The sequence below is a fragment of the Cupriavidus sp. F041 genome, assembly GCF_057814235.1.
In genome coordinates this window covers 317,547-333,702 of the sequence record NZ_JBVASY010000001.1, presented here as the reverse complement: position 1 = coordinate 333,702, position 16,156 = coordinate 317,547, and the positions used below count along the sequence as shown (strand labels likewise).

Genomic DNA, 16,156 nt, shown 5'->3' with positions numbered 1-16,156 from the left:
CGGTGATCAGGAACGGGCAACAAGGAACACGCCTGCGAGGATCAGCAGCATGCCGGCCACGCGCATCGGGCCGATCATTTCGCCGAACAGGTACCAGGCAGCCAGGGCATTCACTACATAGCCGAGCGACAGCATCGGGTAGGCGATCGACACATCGACGCGCGACAAGCCGACGATCCATACGCCGACACTGACCACATACAGGGTCAGCCCGGCCAGCACCGGCCACTGCGTCAACACGCGCAGGGCGGTGGTGAACAGCGTGGCGCGGTCGAGCGTGATGGCGCCCACCGCGTTGGTGCCGGCCTTGAGCAGCAACTGGGCGCACGCATTAAGCAGCACGCCCGTAAAGATAAATGCGAAGGTGGAAAGCGTCATGGCGCGCGGTTCGGTTCTTGCGGGGCTGCTGCCGGCGCTTGGCCGGAGGGCGGGAAATTGGTGACCGCCACGCGGCGCTTGTCCTGCCCGATCTTGTACATCGGCACCTTGCGCTCTTCAAGAAGCTTGTAGGTGGCGGCCGACATGATACCTACGGCGTGCTGGCCATCCTGCCATTTTGCAATAAAGGCTTCCAGCGTGGGCAGCCATTTCCCGGGCTCCTGCTTGGTGCCGAACTCGAGTTCGTCGGGCCACTCCACCATGATGGTGGTGCGGCGCAGGTAGTAAGGCAAGGTGTGGTCCAGCATGCGCACGCCGTAGATCGGCATGTCATCGGTAAGGGCCGCCTTGATGGCCGGGACCATGTCCACGCCCGAAGTCGGCCGCCCCATCACTTCATGGCCGAGCAGCGCTACGGTAAAGCTGCTGAACATGCCCAGCGCATAGAACGTGATGCTGACCATCAGGCCTTTGCTGGCCAGCAGCTTGCGCGCCAGGAAGATGCCGCCGAGCATCAGCACGAAGGCCGCGCCAACCCACACCGCGAACAGGCGGTACAGTTCATTGGGCGTATTGTCGGAGTTCAGCGTGGCCACCACGGGGCTGGCCAGCAAGCCGAGCGCAGCCACCACCAGCATGCCATTGAGCTGGCGCTTCCAGGCCTTTTCGTCAATCTCCCTGAGCGCGACCGCGGCCAGGATAGCCAGCGCCGGGAAGATCGGCACGATGTAGCCGGGCAGCTTGGAACTGGACAGGCTGAAGAAGCCAAAAATGGCAATGGCCCAGATCCCTGCCAGCAACGCTGGCTGGAATGGTTTAACGGTGGCCGTGCGGGCCGCGGCGGCGCCGCCGCGCATCACCTGCCACATGCGCGGCATCAGGCCCAGCCAGGGGATGAAGCCGGCCACCAGCAGCGGCACGAAATACCACAACGGGCCCTTGCGGGAGTGCACCGTCGAGGTATAGCGCTGCCAGTGCTCATGGATAAAGAAGAAATTGAGGAACTCCGGATTGCGCTCCGATACCAGCCAGAACCAGGGCACCGTGACGATCAGCATCAGCGCGATGCCGGTGATCAGGTGCAGACGGCGCCACAGGCCAAAATCGCGCGAAACCAGGGTGTAGATCACCAGCACCAGCCCCGGCAGGGCGATGCCCACCAGGCCTTTGGTCAGGATCGCCACGCCCATGGCCACCCAGCAAGCCCACATCCAGTAGCGGCGCGCGGCCGGTGTGGCGGAGGGATGCTGGGCCAGCAGCATGAAGGCCAGCACGCAGGCCATGGCGCCAGACAGGGTCATGTCCAGCGAGTTGAAGTGCGCGGCCACGCTCCACATGGGCGCTGCCACCAGGACCAGGCCGGTCAACAGGGCGACGCGCGCGCCATACCAGCGATGTGCCGCCAGCATGGAAGCCAGCAGGCCGATCATCCCCGACAGCGCCACGCAGAGGCGGGCCTGCCAGTCGCCTACGCCGAACAGGGAGTAGGACAGGGCCGTCACCCACATATGGAAGGGCGGCTTCTCGAAGTATTTGAGCGCGTTGTAGCGAATCGTGACCCAGTCACCGCTCGCAAACATCTCGCGGGCGATCTCGGCATAGCGCCCTTCATCGGAGCGCAGCAGGTGGCGTGCGTCGAGCGTGCCGAACCAGACCAGGAGAATAAACAGGCAAACCAGTGCAATCGCGCCAATCGGCAGGCCGGCGGATTGCGAAACACCTTGTGCGGTGCTTCGCGAGGTGTCTCGCGAGGTCACGGAACTACGCATACGTCTCCTGGAAACTGATCGGGTGGCCGTTGGGCTTGCGCCCGGAACGGCCGATTCTCGGGCCTGACGGGGTGTAACGGTCGTGGCGCCTGCTGCCGGTGTGCCCGGCAGTTGCCGGGCAGCCCAGTCGCCACAGCCTGCGGCTTCAGGCCAGTCGGTTTGCTCCGCCTGCGGCCATGCAGGCAAGTGCACCGGTTCGCCATGGCGCGAATCCCCCCGCACGGTTAGCACACCGCTGCCGCGCTGGCGCCCCGGAAATCACTCCGCCTCGCGCCACACCCTGATCGCCAGGGGGCTGACGGTACGGGGAGCCCGGCGAAAACATCACAACGCGGCAACCATAGCTTCGGTAGACACAAAATAAGGGCAATCGATCATGCCGGCCGCCTTTGCTTTTTATGCCTTCCAAGCGTTTGGCCTTCCACGCCCTTGCCGCATGACTAACCGTAGTTTCTATGTGACAAAGGCGCGCAATGTTAGCACGACCGCCGGGACCCGCCGCCGCTCGCTGGGCCAGCGCCCTCAGGCCGCTCCAGGCAGGCTGCGCCTCTCAGGTTGAAAGTGATGTATTGGGCGTCTTTCTGGCGCCCCTTAAACGCAGCGAGACGCCGATGAGCAGGATACCGCATACCACCGCCCAGGCACCGATCAGCCACAGGAGCGCCAGCGCGCCGGCAAGCGGTTGCCAAAGCAGCAAAAAGGCGAACACGATGCTGACCAGCCCGGCCAGCACCAGCCACCATTCATTTGGAATGTCCTTACGCAGGCGTATGGCGGCGACAATTTGCAAGACGCCCGTGGCGAGCGTCCAGGCCGCGATATATAACAGCAAGGAAAACGCGGTCACAACGGGGCTGAACCAGGTCAGCAGGCCCACGCCAAGCCCAAGCAGGCCCTGCAGTGCGAGGATGCCGCGATCACTGGCTTCCCGCTGACTGCCGGAGATCGCCATCAGCAGCGCGGTGATGCCGTCGGCAGCGGCAAAGGCGCCGAACAGCAGCACGAGCGCGGCCAGCGTGGCAATGGGGGCGAAAAAGGCACAAAACCCGAAAACAATGGAGAAAATGCCGCGTAGTGCCACGACCCACCAAAGCTTGGCGTAATACTGAAGCATAGGAACTCCCTTGCGAGCTGCCGGCACCGGGCCGGCAGTGACGAAGACCGTCGAAGATCGGCAAGACATGCGTGCAAAAAAGCGCTAATTTCTAGCCAGCGATCCTTCGGCGGAACGGGCGGGGGCATGAAATCATTCTAGACAGGAATCATGTGAGGACAAAGGCGCAAATGGCGAGGGCTGCTGCGATTGCCGGAGCTGTGTGGCTGGCAGCGGGCAATCCTGCGCAGGCGCAGACCACCTCAGTGGCCGCGGCGGGTCCGGCCGATAGTGCGCCGCTGCGGCCCCTTGCTGTGCTTTGCGATGCGCCCTGGTTCCGTTCCGGTTCACGGGTGCAGATGGAGGGCGATGGCGCCATGCCCATGTCGGTCACCATGACATTGCGGCGCACCACCAAGAGCCCGACAGGATGCCGGGCGCAACTCGAGGTGCGTTCCAAGTCGGCATTGTCCGCGCTGATGGGGCCGCCGGTCATCATGAACCAGGTCCACATGGTCAATATCGACCGCCGTTCCGCGACTGCCAGGAGCAGCATTGAGAGCGAGCATGCCGTCATCAACGCGCAGGGACGCTATGCGCGCATGTATGGCGAGGCCGCCTTCAGGGGCCAGGGCGTGTTCAGCTACGCGGGCATGGATATCCACGAGGGCAGCACCATCGAGGGCGAGGCGTTCGAGTCCAGCGTCTCGCTGCAGATATTCCCGCTGGGCGCGGATGAGGTCGTGGGAAGCATGCGCGCGCTGTACGCCTCGATCAGTGTCAGCTCCCGCCATGTGGGCAAGCGCCAGATGATCGATACCGTGCTGGGGCGCAAGGAGTGCATGCCTATCACCTACGACAAGCGGACCTCGCTGGGGCCGCTGATGGTGGGAGAGGAAGTGGTGCAGGTCGAGCCCACCGTCATGCATGTAACGGACTGGTATTGCCCTGCCGAGGCATTCGTGCTGCGTACGGAGATCCGCCAGCAGGACAAGGTACAACGTATCGACGTCACGGCGATGGAACTGGACACGACAGCCCCTGACGTTCCCCCCGCGCGATAGCGCGTGGATCGCAAAACAAAAAGCCCGCCAGGATCCGCGGGCTTTTTGCTGGCGAGCGCCGGGTTCCGGCGCGCCTTGCCGGTCAGCTGGCGGCTGCGGCCGATGCAGCGGGCTTCTTGCTCTTGCTATTGCTCTTGGTCTTCTTGGTGGCCGGCTTCTTGGCCTCCGGCGCAGAGGCGTCGGTCAGGTCCGTGCGGGTGCTCTTGTTCGCGCCCTGGGAATACGGGTCGAACTTGTCACCGGACTTGGCACCCTGGCTGTACGGGTCGAACTTCTCGCCCGACTTGGCGCCCTGGGAATACGGGTCGAATTGCTTCTTGCCGGTGGATTGCGCCTGGGCAGCCACGGAGACGGCGCCAATGCACAGCGCGATGGCTGTCGCGACGAACTTATTCATGTTTTCTCCTGGAAAATGCCGCCTTCCGGCGGTTCGAATACGCGGAAACTGACGGGGAAAGGTGGCCTTGCCAAGGGCCAGGCACCGTGCCGGGTTTGTCCGCCTGGTCCCAGTGTCGCCAACATTTCGCCCGGCTGTCAACACGTGCTGTATTGTGAAATGCACAGCTTGGTGCTGACTTATGGAAAGCCGCTATTGCCTTTGTCGGCAAGACTTGCTTGACGGTTACCGACGAATATGAATTGTTGAGCACTTTGGCGGCTGTCGGCGCGCACTGTTGCGAGTTCGGTTCCGTTGGGCGCCAGGCGCACGCCGACAACTGCGAAAAAAAAAGCCCCCGGGAGCCTGGCGGCCGCGGAGGCTTTCGATGCGTCGTCAGGATTTATTCCGTGGCGACGTCCGAAGGGTGTTTCCATGCATCCCGCACCTGCGTGCTCGGCGCCAGTGCAAGATTGATATTGCGCGCGCCGATCGGCTGCTGGAACCATTGCTTCTGCAAGGCAACGACCTGCGGGCCGGCGAATACCGACGCGAGGGTCTGGTCGACGAGTTGCTTCCATTCCGGGTCCGCCTTGGACATCATCAACGCATTCTGCTCGACCGACAGGGCGGGACCCACGATTACGAATTGCGCCGGGTCCTTGGCACGGGCGCGCAGCCCCGACAGCAACACGTCGTCCATCACAAATGCCTGGGCGCGGCCGGATTCGAGCAGCAGGAAGGACTCGCCATGATCCTTGGCGTAGATGTCGTGGTAACCATACTGGTTCTTCAGGCGGCGCACGTGGCGGTCGCCGGTGGAGCCGGCGCTCGTTACCACGTTCTTTCCGCGCAGGTCATCGAATGACTGGATGCCGGAGTCCGCGCGCACCAGCATGCGTACCGTGGAGATGTAATGGGAGACGCTGAAAGCTACCTGCTTCTGGCGCTCCAGCGAATTTGTATTGGGCGCGCAGTCCAGATCCACCAGTCCGTTGACCACGGCCGGGATGCGGTTCTGCGGCGTGAGCGGCATCCAGCGCACCTTGATCGTCTTCAGACCAAGCTTCACGCGCGCGGCTTCGGCGGCGCGCAGGCACAAGTCCACCGCGTAGCCCGCAGGCTCGCCCTTGTCGTCGGCGAAGGAGAAGGGCAGGGCCGATTCCCGGTAGCCAAGCACGATCGTGCCGGTATTGCGAATCTTGTCCAGTACCGGGCTTTGCGCCTGGGCTGCCTGAGGGGCGGAAAACGACAGCGCGGCAGCCGCGGCGAAGACTAGCTTGACCAGCAGATGTGAGGCGCGCGATGCGCCGGCGCTGGTCAAAGTGGAAAACGGAAACATATGTCGAATATTTCAAAAATCGCAAGGCTACGCCTGAGGCCTTGCGAGGCAAAGTACATCTTCGTCATTAGCAAATATCCGCCTGGAGATCAGCCAGAGGCAATGCGATGCCGCGGATGAGCGGCTTCCCGGCGCGCGCAGCGCCTGGCGCGGTTTCACAAAATTTCACGTTCGTCGGGTTGCGGCGGACTGGATGTGCGCGGTACGCTACCGAGTTCGCTGCGTCTGTGACGTGCAGTGATCACGATAGCGAAGGGAATCATGACTATTTCGCGCAAGAAGATCGCGCTGGGTGCTGTTGCGCTGGCAGTAGCCGCGGGTGTCGCGGTGCAACTGGTCTGGCACCCTTTCGGCCGCGCCTGGAAGGGGCAGCCGCGCCAGCTTGAGCTTGATTTCAGCCGCCCGGACGCGCTGGCCGACAGCGAAAGCCTGTCCAGCCTGCCGCGCGACATGCTGCGCGTGCCGTTGTTGCGGGACGTGCTCACTGAAGATTTCGTCAATTACTACGAAGACAACGAAGGCCGTCTGTCCGCTGCCGGCGCCTTGCGCCGCATTGCCTTCGAACACGAGCTGGACTGGAGCGACGCATTGCTCAAGCGCGTGTTCGACGAACCGGGCCGGCTCATGGCGTGGCGCGGCGCCGATGGCACCTTGCGCTACTGGGCGCTGTCGATGGAGCGCAACGGGCTGGCCAAGGTGCTGCAGACTCTGGGCACCATCGCCCCGGCCGACACGCAACTGAGCCGCGCCGGCGAAATCGACGGCACGCCGCTGTACGCGCTGCGGATCGGGCCGGCGCGCAGTCTGCTGCTGGCGGGCAAGGGCGACCGGCTGGTGATCTTGTCCGAAGCAGGCATGTTGCTGGACGCCGAGAGCAAGCCGATCGCGGCCCGCGCCAAGGCAGTGGCCGCCTGGCTGTCCGACGACGCCGGCGCCCGCGAGGCCCCGCTGCAATCGTTCGCGCTGGATGCCGCCAAGGGTCCGCCCAAGGGCCACCGTGTGGTGGTGGGGGCGAACTACCTCTCGTTCGGCTACCAGGCCTTCTTTTCAGGCATCGAAGCGCTGCGCTTCGATCTTGCCGGCGCCGACCCCAAGGCTGGAACCGACGATGCCGTCTGGCGCAGCGCGGTGCTGGTAGACGGCGCGCGCCTGCCCGGCCAGTGGAACACGGCCGAACTCTGGAAGGCCTTGCCGGCCGACCCTGCCGCTTGCGCCACGCTGCCAGTCGACTGGCAGGCCGCCGGCAAGATGTTGCAAAAGGTCAGTGACGGCAAGGAGGAGCTGGCAACGCAGGTGGGGCAGGCCTTCGACGGCCCGGCCGCGGTGTGCTGGTACAGCAAGTCGGCGCTGGTGGCGCCTTTGTTCGTCGCGCGGATCAAGTCGGCTGACGCCGCCGCCACGTTGCGCCCGGTACTCGCGAGTCTGTTCGGGCAGGTGATCGGCGCCTACGAGCCCAATGCCGGTGGCGAGAAGGGCGCGTACGCGCGGCTGCCGGTGCAGAACCGCGAGGGCGCTGGCGGGGCCGTGCTCTGGTCGCGCGCGGTCAGCTCGCCTTACGGCACGCGCGAGGCCAAGGGTGCGCCGTTCGCGGCCCAGTTGTCGGCGGGCGCCTATTTCCCCGTGACGCTGGTGCTGGCCGGCAATACCGTGCTGTTCTCGCCTGACGGCGCGCTGGTCGACGATGCGCTGGCGGTGCAGGGCAAACGCTTTCCGGCGGTGGCCGACACCATGCAGCGCGGCCAGCAGGCTCGCACCGTGCTGAGCTTCACCCCTTCGGCGCTGGCACCCCTGGTGCGGCGCGAGGCCACGAAGGCATTGCCCGCGGACCAGGAGGCCTTGTTCCTGAACGCCGCGCGCGCGCATCTGTTCCCCAAGCTGAAGGCGCTGGGGGCCTACCCGGCCATGTCACTGGTGCTGGCCGACAGCCTGCCGTCCGGACGTGGATGGGTGCCGGTGAACTGGCAACAGGCAGGCGTGCCGCCGCGCGGCGTGCTGGCCGGGGTCCCGTCGGGCACCCTGTCGGCGCAAGAGGCCGCACAGTGATGGCTGTAAGCCGAGGCCGCCGCGCAATGCTGGCGGCGCTGGTGGCTGGCTTGCCGCTGGCTGGCAGCGGTCGCGCCTGGGCCTTGTCGGGCCTGGACGCCGGCACGCCCGAGGCGGACTCGCTCGATGTCACGCAGTCGGCGGCGTTTCGCGCATGGTTCGTACGCATCGTCGGCGAGCAATTGCGCCAGGGCCCGACCCCACGCTGGTACCAGCGCGATTGCGCGGGTCTAGTGCGCTTTGCCGTGGGCGAGGCGCTCAAGGTGCATGACGCACGCTGGCTGCATGCCAACGGTATGCAAGGCGGTGCTTCGGCACGCCAGTTGCCGCCTGAGCTGAGCCTGAGCCCGGGCCAGCGAACGCTTGGCCAGCGCTGGACCCGCGCCGACGGCACTACAGGGGCTTATGCCTCGGCCCTTGCGCTGGTGCAGGGCAATAGCCGCTTCGTTGCCCGGAACGTCAACCTGGCCCAGCCCGGCGACCTGCTTTTCTACGACCAAGGCGACGAACAGCACCTGATGATCTGGATGGGCCAGTACCTGGCCTACCACACCGGCACCGTGACCAGTACCGATAACGGCCTGCGTGCCGTCACCCTTTCCCGTCTGATGCAATGGAACGATTCGCGCTGGCAGCCGCAGGACGGCAATCCCAATTTCATCGGCGTATTCCGTTTCGCCTTTTTGTCGAGGTAAAGACGATGCCTGTCGTCATGATGCGCGCGAGCGCGTTCCTGAATTCCGTGATTGCCCGCATGCTGCTGGCGCTTGCCCTGCTGGCCGGCGCCCATGCGGCCGCCGCCGCCGGGCAGCCCGGCGCCACGCTAGATACGGTGCCGTCCAGCGGCTACAGCGCCTTCCAGGGGCAGCCATTCTTCCTGCTGTCGGACGCCAGTTTCGGCAGTGACCAGACCGCGCAGGTACGGCTGGAAGCGCCGGGGCGCGAATACAAGAGCGAGCTGCAACGCTACGGTGGCGCCGATGTCCTGGTGTACCGGGTCGCGGATCCGATTGCCTTCCTGAAGGCGCAAAAGAACCTCCACCGCATTGACGTCAAGGCGAATTACCGTGGAGAAGGGCTGGCCAACACCCTGTCCTACCTCTGGGATAGCTGGTACAAGCAGGCGCGCCGCGCATGGCAGCGCGTGCTGTCGTTCGCCACCCGCAGCAAGGCGGTGGAGGAATCCCCGCAGTTCAGCATGGGCGAGCAGATCTCCCAGCCCACCCGCTTCGAGAACAATCCGCAGTATGAGCCGCTCAAGGGCTACGACGTGGTCGAGCGTTTCCGCTACCCGATCTGGGATGCCAGGGAGATCCAGCCGCCGAAGGACGTCAAGCTCGAAGGCAGCAGCAGCGAGTTCCTGCCGCGCGACGCCGGCAATGTCATGGTGCCGCTGGGCAAGCTCAAGCCGGGCCTGTATATCGTCGAAGCCATTATCGGCACTTACCGCGCCCACACGCTGCTGTTCGTCTCCGACACCGTGGCCATCACCAAGAGCACGGGCAACGGCATGCTGGTCTGGGCCGCGCACCGCAAGAGCGGGCGTCCCGTTGCTGGCGCCAGCCTGTCCTGGACCGATGGCCTGGGCGTGCTGCAGAGCGCCACCACCGGCGCCGACGGCGCGGCGGAACTGGCCCACACCAGCCCGGAGCGAAGCTACCTGCTGGGCGTGGACCCGGCCGGCGGCGCCTTTATCTCGGAAAACTTCTACTACGACAGCGAGATCTACAACACCAAGCTGTACGCTTTCACCGACCGGCCGCTATACCGCCCCGGTGACGAGGTCCGGGTCAAGTTCATCGGGCGCAATTTCCGCAACGCCACCGAGTCGGCGCCGGCCGCGGCGGGCGATATCAAGCTGGAGGTGCTGGACCCCAATGGCGCGCCACTGGCTTCGGTCGGTACCGCGCTGGCGGCCGACAATGGCGCCGACGCGCGCTTCACGCTGCCGGCCAATGCACTAGCCGGCGGCTATACGCTGCGCTTCGACTACGGTGGCAACACCTACGGCGGCGCTTTCCGCGTGGCCGAATACATCAAGCCGCATTTCGATGTCAATCTCGCACTGGACAAGGCCGACTATGCCACTGGCGAGGCGGTCAAGGGCAAGATCCAGTTGCGCTATCCGGACGGCAAGCCCGTCAAGGATGCCAGGCTGTCTGTCAGCCTGCGCGCGCAGCAGGTGACGATGGTGGAGGGCGAGCTGCAGTACGCCGGCCTGTTCCCGGTCAAGCTGGAGCAGCAGGAACTGACCACCGACGGCAGCGGCAATGCCGCGCTGACCCTGCCCGCGGCCAAGGATCCGAGTCGTTACGTGGTCACGGTATTTGCCAACGACGGTGCGGCCTATCGGGTCAAGGTCACGCGCGAACTGCTGATCGCGCGCGGCGCCACGCCGTACAAGCTGACCGCGCCAGCCAATTTCACCAACCCCGGCCAGAGCGTGACCTTCCAGTTGCAGGCGCTTGCGGCTACTGGTCAGGCATTGGCGCAGGCCCCCGCCAAATGGGAACTGGTGCGGCTCGAGTCGCGCACCCGCAGCGAGGGCGCGCTCAGCGCCGCCGCAAACGGCGCACTGGCGTTCCCGGTCAAGTTCGAGCAGCCGGGGTCGTACACGCTCTCCGTCAAGGATGGCGCCGGCAACCTGCTGGCTGCCGCCAGCCACTGGGTGGCGGGCGAGGGCCTGCAGACCGTGCCGGGCAATATCGAGATCGTGTTCGATCGCGACCGCTACCGCATCGGCGACACCGCCGAGGCGCTGGTGACCTTTCCGCTCGCCGTGGAAGACGCCTTGCTGACGCTAGAGCGCGACCGGGTGGAGCGGCGCGGCCTGCTGTCCAGGGGCGGCGACTGGCTTTCGCTGGAGAAGGCCACCGACAAGCAGTGGCGCGCGCGCATCAAGGTGGGCAACGATTTCAGCCCCAACATGACGTTCTCCGTGCTGTACGTGAAGGACGGCGATTATGTGTTCCAGAACGCCGGCATTGCCGTGGTGCAACCCACCATCGAACTGACGGTCAAGAGCGACAAGCCTGTCTACGCCCCTGGCGAAACTGTCACGCTGGACCTGACGAGCGCCTTCAACGGCAAGCCCGTGCCGGCCAATCTCACCGTCAGCGTGGTCGACGAGATGGTCTATGTGCTGCAGCCGGAGATCGCGCCGAGCATCGTCGACTTTTTCTACCATCCGCGTCGCAACAGCGTGCGCACCACGTCCAGCCTGAATTTCATCGGCTACGACCTTGCCGTCTCGGCCCAGCCGGGTGCGGGCGGGCCGGAGCGGGGCCGCTACAACGAGCGGGGCGTGAAGGTGCTGGAGCGCCCGCGCCGCGATGAGAGGGACACCGCTGCGTGGGAGGCCAGCTTGCGCACGGGCGCCGACGGGCGGACGCGCATGAGCTTCACCATGCCCGATTCGCTGACCCGCTGGCGCGTCACGGTGCGTGCCATGTCGGGCGATGGCATGGTCGGGCAGCGCACCGCCAGCATCCGTTCCGACAAGGGCCTGTATCTGAAGTGGACCGGGCCGCAGCGCTACCGTGCCGAGGACGCCCCGCGCATCGACATGGTGGCCTTCAACCAGGGCGAGCAGGAAGTGGCGGCGGATCTCGTGGTGATCGGCGCCGGCCTGAACGTCAACCAGAGCGTGGCGCTCAAGCGTGGCGCCAACTACGTGCGCCTGCCGGTCTCGCAAAGCGCCTTGCAGAGCGGCGTGGTCAATGCCGAGATCAAGGTGCAGGGCAAGACGGTGGATCGCTTGCAGACGACGCTCACGGTCGAGCCCACCGGCTGGCTCTCGCAGCGAGAGCTGACGTTGCCGCTGGCCGGCGCCAACGCCGCGTTCAAGCTGCCGGCGGATGCGCAGGACGTACGCCTGCGCTTCGTGGATGGCGCCGCCAGCCAGTTCGCCCGCGTGGCCGACGATCTGCTGGCCTATCCCTACGGCTGCACCGAGCAGACGGCCAGCCGGCTGATCCCGCTGGCTTTGGCGCAGCGCAGCCTTGCGGCCACAGGCGCCGACACCGGCGGCGGCACGCAGGGCATCGATGCGCTGCTGCGCACCCAGCGCCAGCGCCTGGCGCTGCTGGCCGGTGTCAATGGCCAGTTTGGCTGGTGGGGCGATACGGTGGGCAATAGCGCGCTGCTGACGGCCTATGCCTACTACGCCGACTGGCTGGCAACGCGTGCCGTGGGCATCAGCCTGCCGCCCGATCACTGGAAGCGCACGCTGGAAGCCTACAAGCAGGCCATGAAGGAGCCGCTGCTGCATCGCACGCTTGCACTCTGGTTCATCAACGAGATGGGCCTGCCGGTCGCCACGCAGCTCGGCGGTTTGGCCGGTGAGCTGGCGCGTCCCGGTGCCGATGTGCCCGGTGCCGCGGCGGGCGAAAGCCTGGTCTTCGCTGCGCCGGATTCGCTGCAAGGCCGCCGCGTGGCGGCCGTGCTGGCGGCGCAGCTTTACAAGCAGATCGGCCAGCCGATGCCGGAAGGCCTGGCCGGCGCGGCAGACGCCGCGCGCCAGGCTCTGGCTAACGACCCGTCGCCGCTGGTGCAGAGCCTGCTTCTGATGGCCGGCAAGGGCGCAGCCACCTCCGACGTGCAGGCGCTGCTGTCGCGCGCCGGTGCCGCCTCGCCCACCATCGACCGGGCGGTGACGCTGGTCTGGCTCAACAAAGCCCTTGGCGGCGGCCTGGGCCGTGGCCTGGCCGGCGAAAGCGATCCCGCGCTGCGGGTGCCACAGGGCAACTGGAAGGCCGCACGTAGCCAGCTAGGCCTGCCGGAATGGCGCTGGAACGGGCCGCAACTGCCCGAGACGCTGGCCCTCGCCGTGCCGCAGAACATGGAAGCGGCATCGCAATCGTTCAATACAAATGCGGTGCTGTCCTACCGCAGCCGTGCCCAGGAAGCCTCGCGCTTGCCTGTCGGCATCGAACGCAAGCTCTATCGCCTGGTACCCACCAGCGATGGCGCCGCGAAAGAGGGCAAGCAAGCCGAGGCAGCCGCCGCGGGTACGGCTGGCCTGGCCTTCTCGGCCAAGCCGGTCAAGCCGGGCGACAAACTCGACAGCAATACGCTCTATGTCGATGAGATCGTACTGAGCCCGCGCCAGGGCACGTTCCGCTACGGCCTGGTAGAGGCGCCGCTGCCGCCGGGCGGCGAGGTCGAAGGCACGACCTGGGGCCTGCGCATCGAGGGGCTGCCGGATCCGGACAACAAGGCCACAGGCCTGCAGCCGTTCCAGCGCGCTGTCACTTACGAGATGGGCATGCTGTCCTATCACCAGCCGGTGGTCTCGCTGGAGCGCCCGGTGGTGCTGCGCCAACTGGTGCGTTTCTCGCTGCCGGGCAAGTTCAACCTGCCGCCGGTGCGCTATTTCCGCATGTACCAGCCGGATGCCAAGGCCCTGCAAGGCGATGGCAAGACGGCCGGCTTCCCCCTGACGGTGGAGTGAGGCCGGCATGAGCGGGGCGGTGCGCAAGGCGACAGCCCGGGCTGCTTATGCGGCGTGCCGCCGGGGGCGGCGCGTGGCGGCACTCGTCGCGCTGGGCGCGGCGTGCGCCGGGACTGCGCTGGCCGCAGCGCCGGCATCCGCCCGGCCCGGCGCGGGCGAGCCCCTGCGTTTCGCGCGCCTCGCCGGTGCCGAGGCCCAGTTGTTCCGTCTCGACGGCAACGCCGCAGCAGCGCCCGCGCCGCTGTCCGCGAGCTTGCAGGCGCCGCTGGGCAGCGTGTGGAAGCTGTTCGTATACAGCTACCTGGTGGGCCGCGACAAGCCTTCAGACGATTACACCTGCCGCGGCGGCGATCCGGAGGAGGCTTACTGCTGCACGGCCGGGCAGAGCATTGATCGCGAACGCGCGCTGATCCAGTCCTGCGGACGCTATTTCGAACCACGCCGGCTGGGTTTGTCCGGTACTGACTGGCGCCGTTTCTGGAAGGAGGCCGGTGCGCCGGCGTGGCTGCAGGACATGCAGGCGATGCAGCCTGAGCGCAAGGTGCCCGTGGCCGATCTGCTGGCCGGGTTGCATGCGGTCCCGCCGGCCGCGCAACAGGCCGCCGCCGCCACCCTGGTCTCCGTGCTGACCGTGGGGCGCGGGGAAGGCACGCTGGCCACCTATGGCAGCCTGCTGCGCGCCAAGACCTGGACCATGCCCGATCCCGCGCGGCCGGGCGCGTCCATCGGCGGCGCCGCTGGCTGGCTGGCCGATGGCAGCCCCGTCTGGCTGGGCGGCTCCGGCGCCAGCGCCAACGTGCTGCGCCGTGCCGCGCCGCACCTGCAGCCACTGCTGGCATCCGTGCCGGTGCCCGATGACGGAGCTTGTGTGCTGGTCGACATGTTCGAGCGCTACCCGCTGCGCGATCTGCAAGCCGTTGGCGCCGGGGCAAAGCGGCAAGCCCTGCCGGATGGCCCGCTCAACGGCACCTTCCGCGCCGAATTCACCAACGGCAACAGCCTGCGCGTCGAAAGCCGGGGCGAGCTGACGCTGATGCGCACGCCCGGCGCCGCGCCGCGCGTGCTGGGCCGCTTCGGGCTCAACGCCTATGTGGCGCGGGTGGTCGAGCGCGAGGGCGACACCACCGAACCCGAGGCCGCCCGCGCGCTGGCGGTGGCCGCGCGCAGCTACCTGATCCAGCAGGCCACGCGCGAGCAAGGCTGCTTCCATATCGCCGACAGCAGCCGCACCCAGCGCGTGCTGGCGCGCGCGCCCACCGCGGCGGCGCGGCGCGCCGCCGACCTGACCGATGCGCTGGTGCTGTCCGGCGTCGCGGTGCGCTACCACCATGATGCGGGCGGTCAGGGGCGCATGGCCTGGCTGGAGGCCCGGCGCGCTGCCGGGCAGGGCCAGGCATTCGACGCCATCCTGGCACGCTGGTGGCCACAGGCCACGCTGACCTCGTTCCAGAGCCCGGTGGCCGGAGACTGCCTGGCGGTGGCCAATGCGCGGCAATGGCTGGCCCAGCGCGCGCCCCAGTGGGAGCGCCGGCTCGCGGCGGAGCCGGGCTACGAAGCCCCGCCGCTGCCTGCCATGTGCGAAGTGCGCGAAGGCCGCCCTTATGCCGATGCCCGCCGCAACCGGCTCTATATCCATCGGCTTGCCAGTGAGGACGATCGCATTGCGCTGGCCCACGAATATCTCCATCTTGCGTTCTCCCGCCACCCTCGCGGGCAGGACGAAGGCTTTGTCGAAACCCTGGCGCGCAAGCTGGTACGTACGCAGAATCCATGATGAAACCCACCCGCAAATGCATCTGCAACTGGCGCCGTGGCGCGCTGGCCCTGGCCTGCGCCGCAGCACCGCTGGCCGTGGCGGCCGAGCCGGTCGCCGATCTCGAAGGTCCGGTCGGCGGCTGGCGCCACGGTGGCCTGTCCAGCGAACTCGAACGCTACACCGCCGCCTATCCCAAGCCGCCGGTGGACCGGGGCGCGCAAAAGTACCGCACGCTCATCGAAGGACGCCTGCGCAAGGTCGGCAAGGCCGACCGCAAGCCGCCCACCCTGGTCGTCAACGGCACCGCCATGCCGCTATATACCGACGAGCAGGGGCGCTTCGCGCGGCCCTGGGCCTTCGGGCGCGGCTCCAACAGCGTGGAGATCGTGTCTGCCGATGGCGCTTCGCACCAGCGCTTGCAGTTCTACGAGGCCGATGCCACCAAGACCCAGGCCAAGCTACGCGCCGTGCTGACCTGGGACGATCCCAAGGCAGAGGTCGACCTGCATGTGATTTCGCCGGACGGCGGCCATGCCTTCTTTGCCAACCCGCTCTTGCCGGAGGGCGGCGGGCTGGACGTGGACAGTGTGGATGGCGCGGGACCGGAGATTTTTTCGAGCGCGGCGCCGCGTCCCGGCGTGTGGTTGTTCTATGTGAACTACTGGGGCAATTTCAATGCCGCCGGCTACAACTTCGAGAAGGGCGCGAACGAGCGCGACCTGATCACCGCCAAGCTCACGCTGATCTACAACGAGAACACGCTCAACGAAAAGCGTGAAACGCTCGTGGTGCCGCTGCGCAAGCTGGGCGAGCTGGCGCTTATGAAATTGGTGCGGTTCTGAGCAGTAGCGGGCACGCGGTCAGTAAAAGAGCGGAAAAACAG

At 66.5% G+C, this 16,156-nt stretch carries 11 protein-coding genes; 6 read left to right on the top strand and 5 right to left on the bottom strand.

Annotated elements, in window-relative coordinates:
- Positions 1-6 precede the first annotated feature (6 nt).
- The 3 genes from ACZY0R_RS01515 to ACZY0R_RS01505 all read right to left on the bottom strand — a co-directional run bounded on the left by ACZY0R_RS01515 (position 7) and on the right by ACZY0R_RS01505 (position 3,261).
- On the bottom strand, positions 7-378 hold the full coding sequence (locus tag ACZY0R_RS01515) for a DMT family transporter (RefSeq protein WP_035862867.1): 372 nt from the start codon (positions 376-378) through the stop codon (positions 7-9).
- Positions 375-2,147: a glycosyltransferase family 39 protein gene (locus ACZY0R_RS01510; RefSeq protein WP_488856815.1), complete on the bottom strand. Its 1,773-nt coding sequence runs from the start codon at positions 2,145-2,147 to the stop codon at positions 375-377. The genes ACZY0R_RS01515 and ACZY0R_RS01510 overlap by 4 nt, the downstream gene beginning before the upstream one ends.
- A gap of 550 nt (positions 2,148-2,697) precedes the next feature.
- Positions 2,698-3,261 carry an HdeD family acid-resistance protein gene (locus ACZY0R_RS01505; RefSeq protein ID WP_488856814.1) on the bottom strand — a complete coding sequence of 188 codons (564 nt, stop codon included), beginning with the start codon at positions 3,259-3,261 and terminating at the stop codon, positions 2,698-2,700.
- A 170-nt stretch (positions 3,262-3,431) separates the two neighbouring features.
- Here ACZY0R_RS01505 and ACZY0R_RS01500 point away from each other — a divergent pair, with 170 nt between their 5' ends.
- Complete coding sequence (locus ACZY0R_RS01500) at positions 3,432-4,304, top strand: hypothetical protein (protein WP_488856813.1); 873 nt, start codon at positions 3,432-3,434, stop codon at positions 4,302-4,304.
- 82 nt (positions 4,305-4,386) lie between these two features.
- Here ACZY0R_RS01500 and ACZY0R_RS01495 read toward each other — a convergent pair whose 3' ends face one another.
- Both ACZY0R_RS01495 and ACZY0R_RS01490 read right to left on the bottom strand, forming a co-directional pair.
- The gene (locus ACZY0R_RS01495; RefSeq protein WP_488856812.1) at positions 4,387-4,701 is read right to left on the bottom strand and encodes an amino acid ABC transporter permease; all 315 of its coding nucleotides are present in this window, start codon (positions 4,699-4,701) and stop codon (positions 4,387-4,389) included.
- Between the two features lie 382 nt (positions 4,702-5,083).
- On the bottom strand, positions 5,084-6,022 hold the full coding sequence (locus tag ACZY0R_RS01490) for an amino acid ABC transporter substrate-binding protein (RefSeq protein ID WP_488856811.1): 939 nt from the start codon (positions 6,020-6,022) through the stop codon (positions 5,084-5,086).
- A gap of 261 nt (positions 6,023-6,283) precedes the next feature.
- Between ACZY0R_RS01490 and ACZY0R_RS01485 the strand changes: the two genes are divergently transcribed.
- Genes ACZY0R_RS01485 through ACZY0R_RS01465 form a run of 5 tightly spaced genes read left to right on the top strand, consistent with a single transcriptional unit; the run spans position 6,284 to position 16,115 of the window.
- The gene (locus ACZY0R_RS01485) at positions 6,284-8,065 is read left to right on the top strand and encodes a DUF2138 family protein (protein ID WP_488856810.1); all 1,782 of its coding nucleotides are present in this window, start codon (positions 6,284-6,286) and stop codon (positions 8,063-8,065) included.
- Positions 8,065-8,760: a DUF1175 domain-containing protein gene (locus ACZY0R_RS01480; RefSeq protein ID WP_488856809.1), complete on the top strand. Its 696-nt coding sequence runs from the start codon at positions 8,065-8,067 to the stop codon at positions 8,758-8,760. The genes ACZY0R_RS01485 and ACZY0R_RS01480 overlap by 1 nt, the downstream gene beginning before the upstream one ends.
- Before the next feature lie 20 nt (positions 8,761-8,780).
- Positions 8,781-13,517 (top strand): alpha-2-macroglobulin family protein, encoded by a 4,737-nt coding sequence (locus ACZY0R_RS01475; protein WP_488859468.1) that lies wholly within the window; start codon positions 8,781-8,783, stop codon positions 13,515-13,517.
- 7 nt (positions 13,518-13,524) lie between these two features.
- On the top strand, positions 13,525-15,291 hold the full coding sequence (locus ACZY0R_RS01470) for a DUF2300 domain-containing protein (RefSeq protein ID WP_488856808.1): 1,767 nt from the start codon (positions 13,525-13,527) through the stop codon (positions 15,289-15,291).
- Positions 15,288-16,115 carry a YfaP family protein gene (locus tag ACZY0R_RS01465; RefSeq protein WP_488856807.1) on the top strand — a complete coding sequence of 276 codons (828 nt, stop codon included), beginning with the start codon at positions 15,288-15,290 and terminating at the stop codon, positions 16,113-16,115. The genes ACZY0R_RS01470 and ACZY0R_RS01465 overlap by 4 nt, the downstream gene beginning before the upstream one ends.
- Positions 16,116-16,156 lie beyond the last annotated feature (41 nt).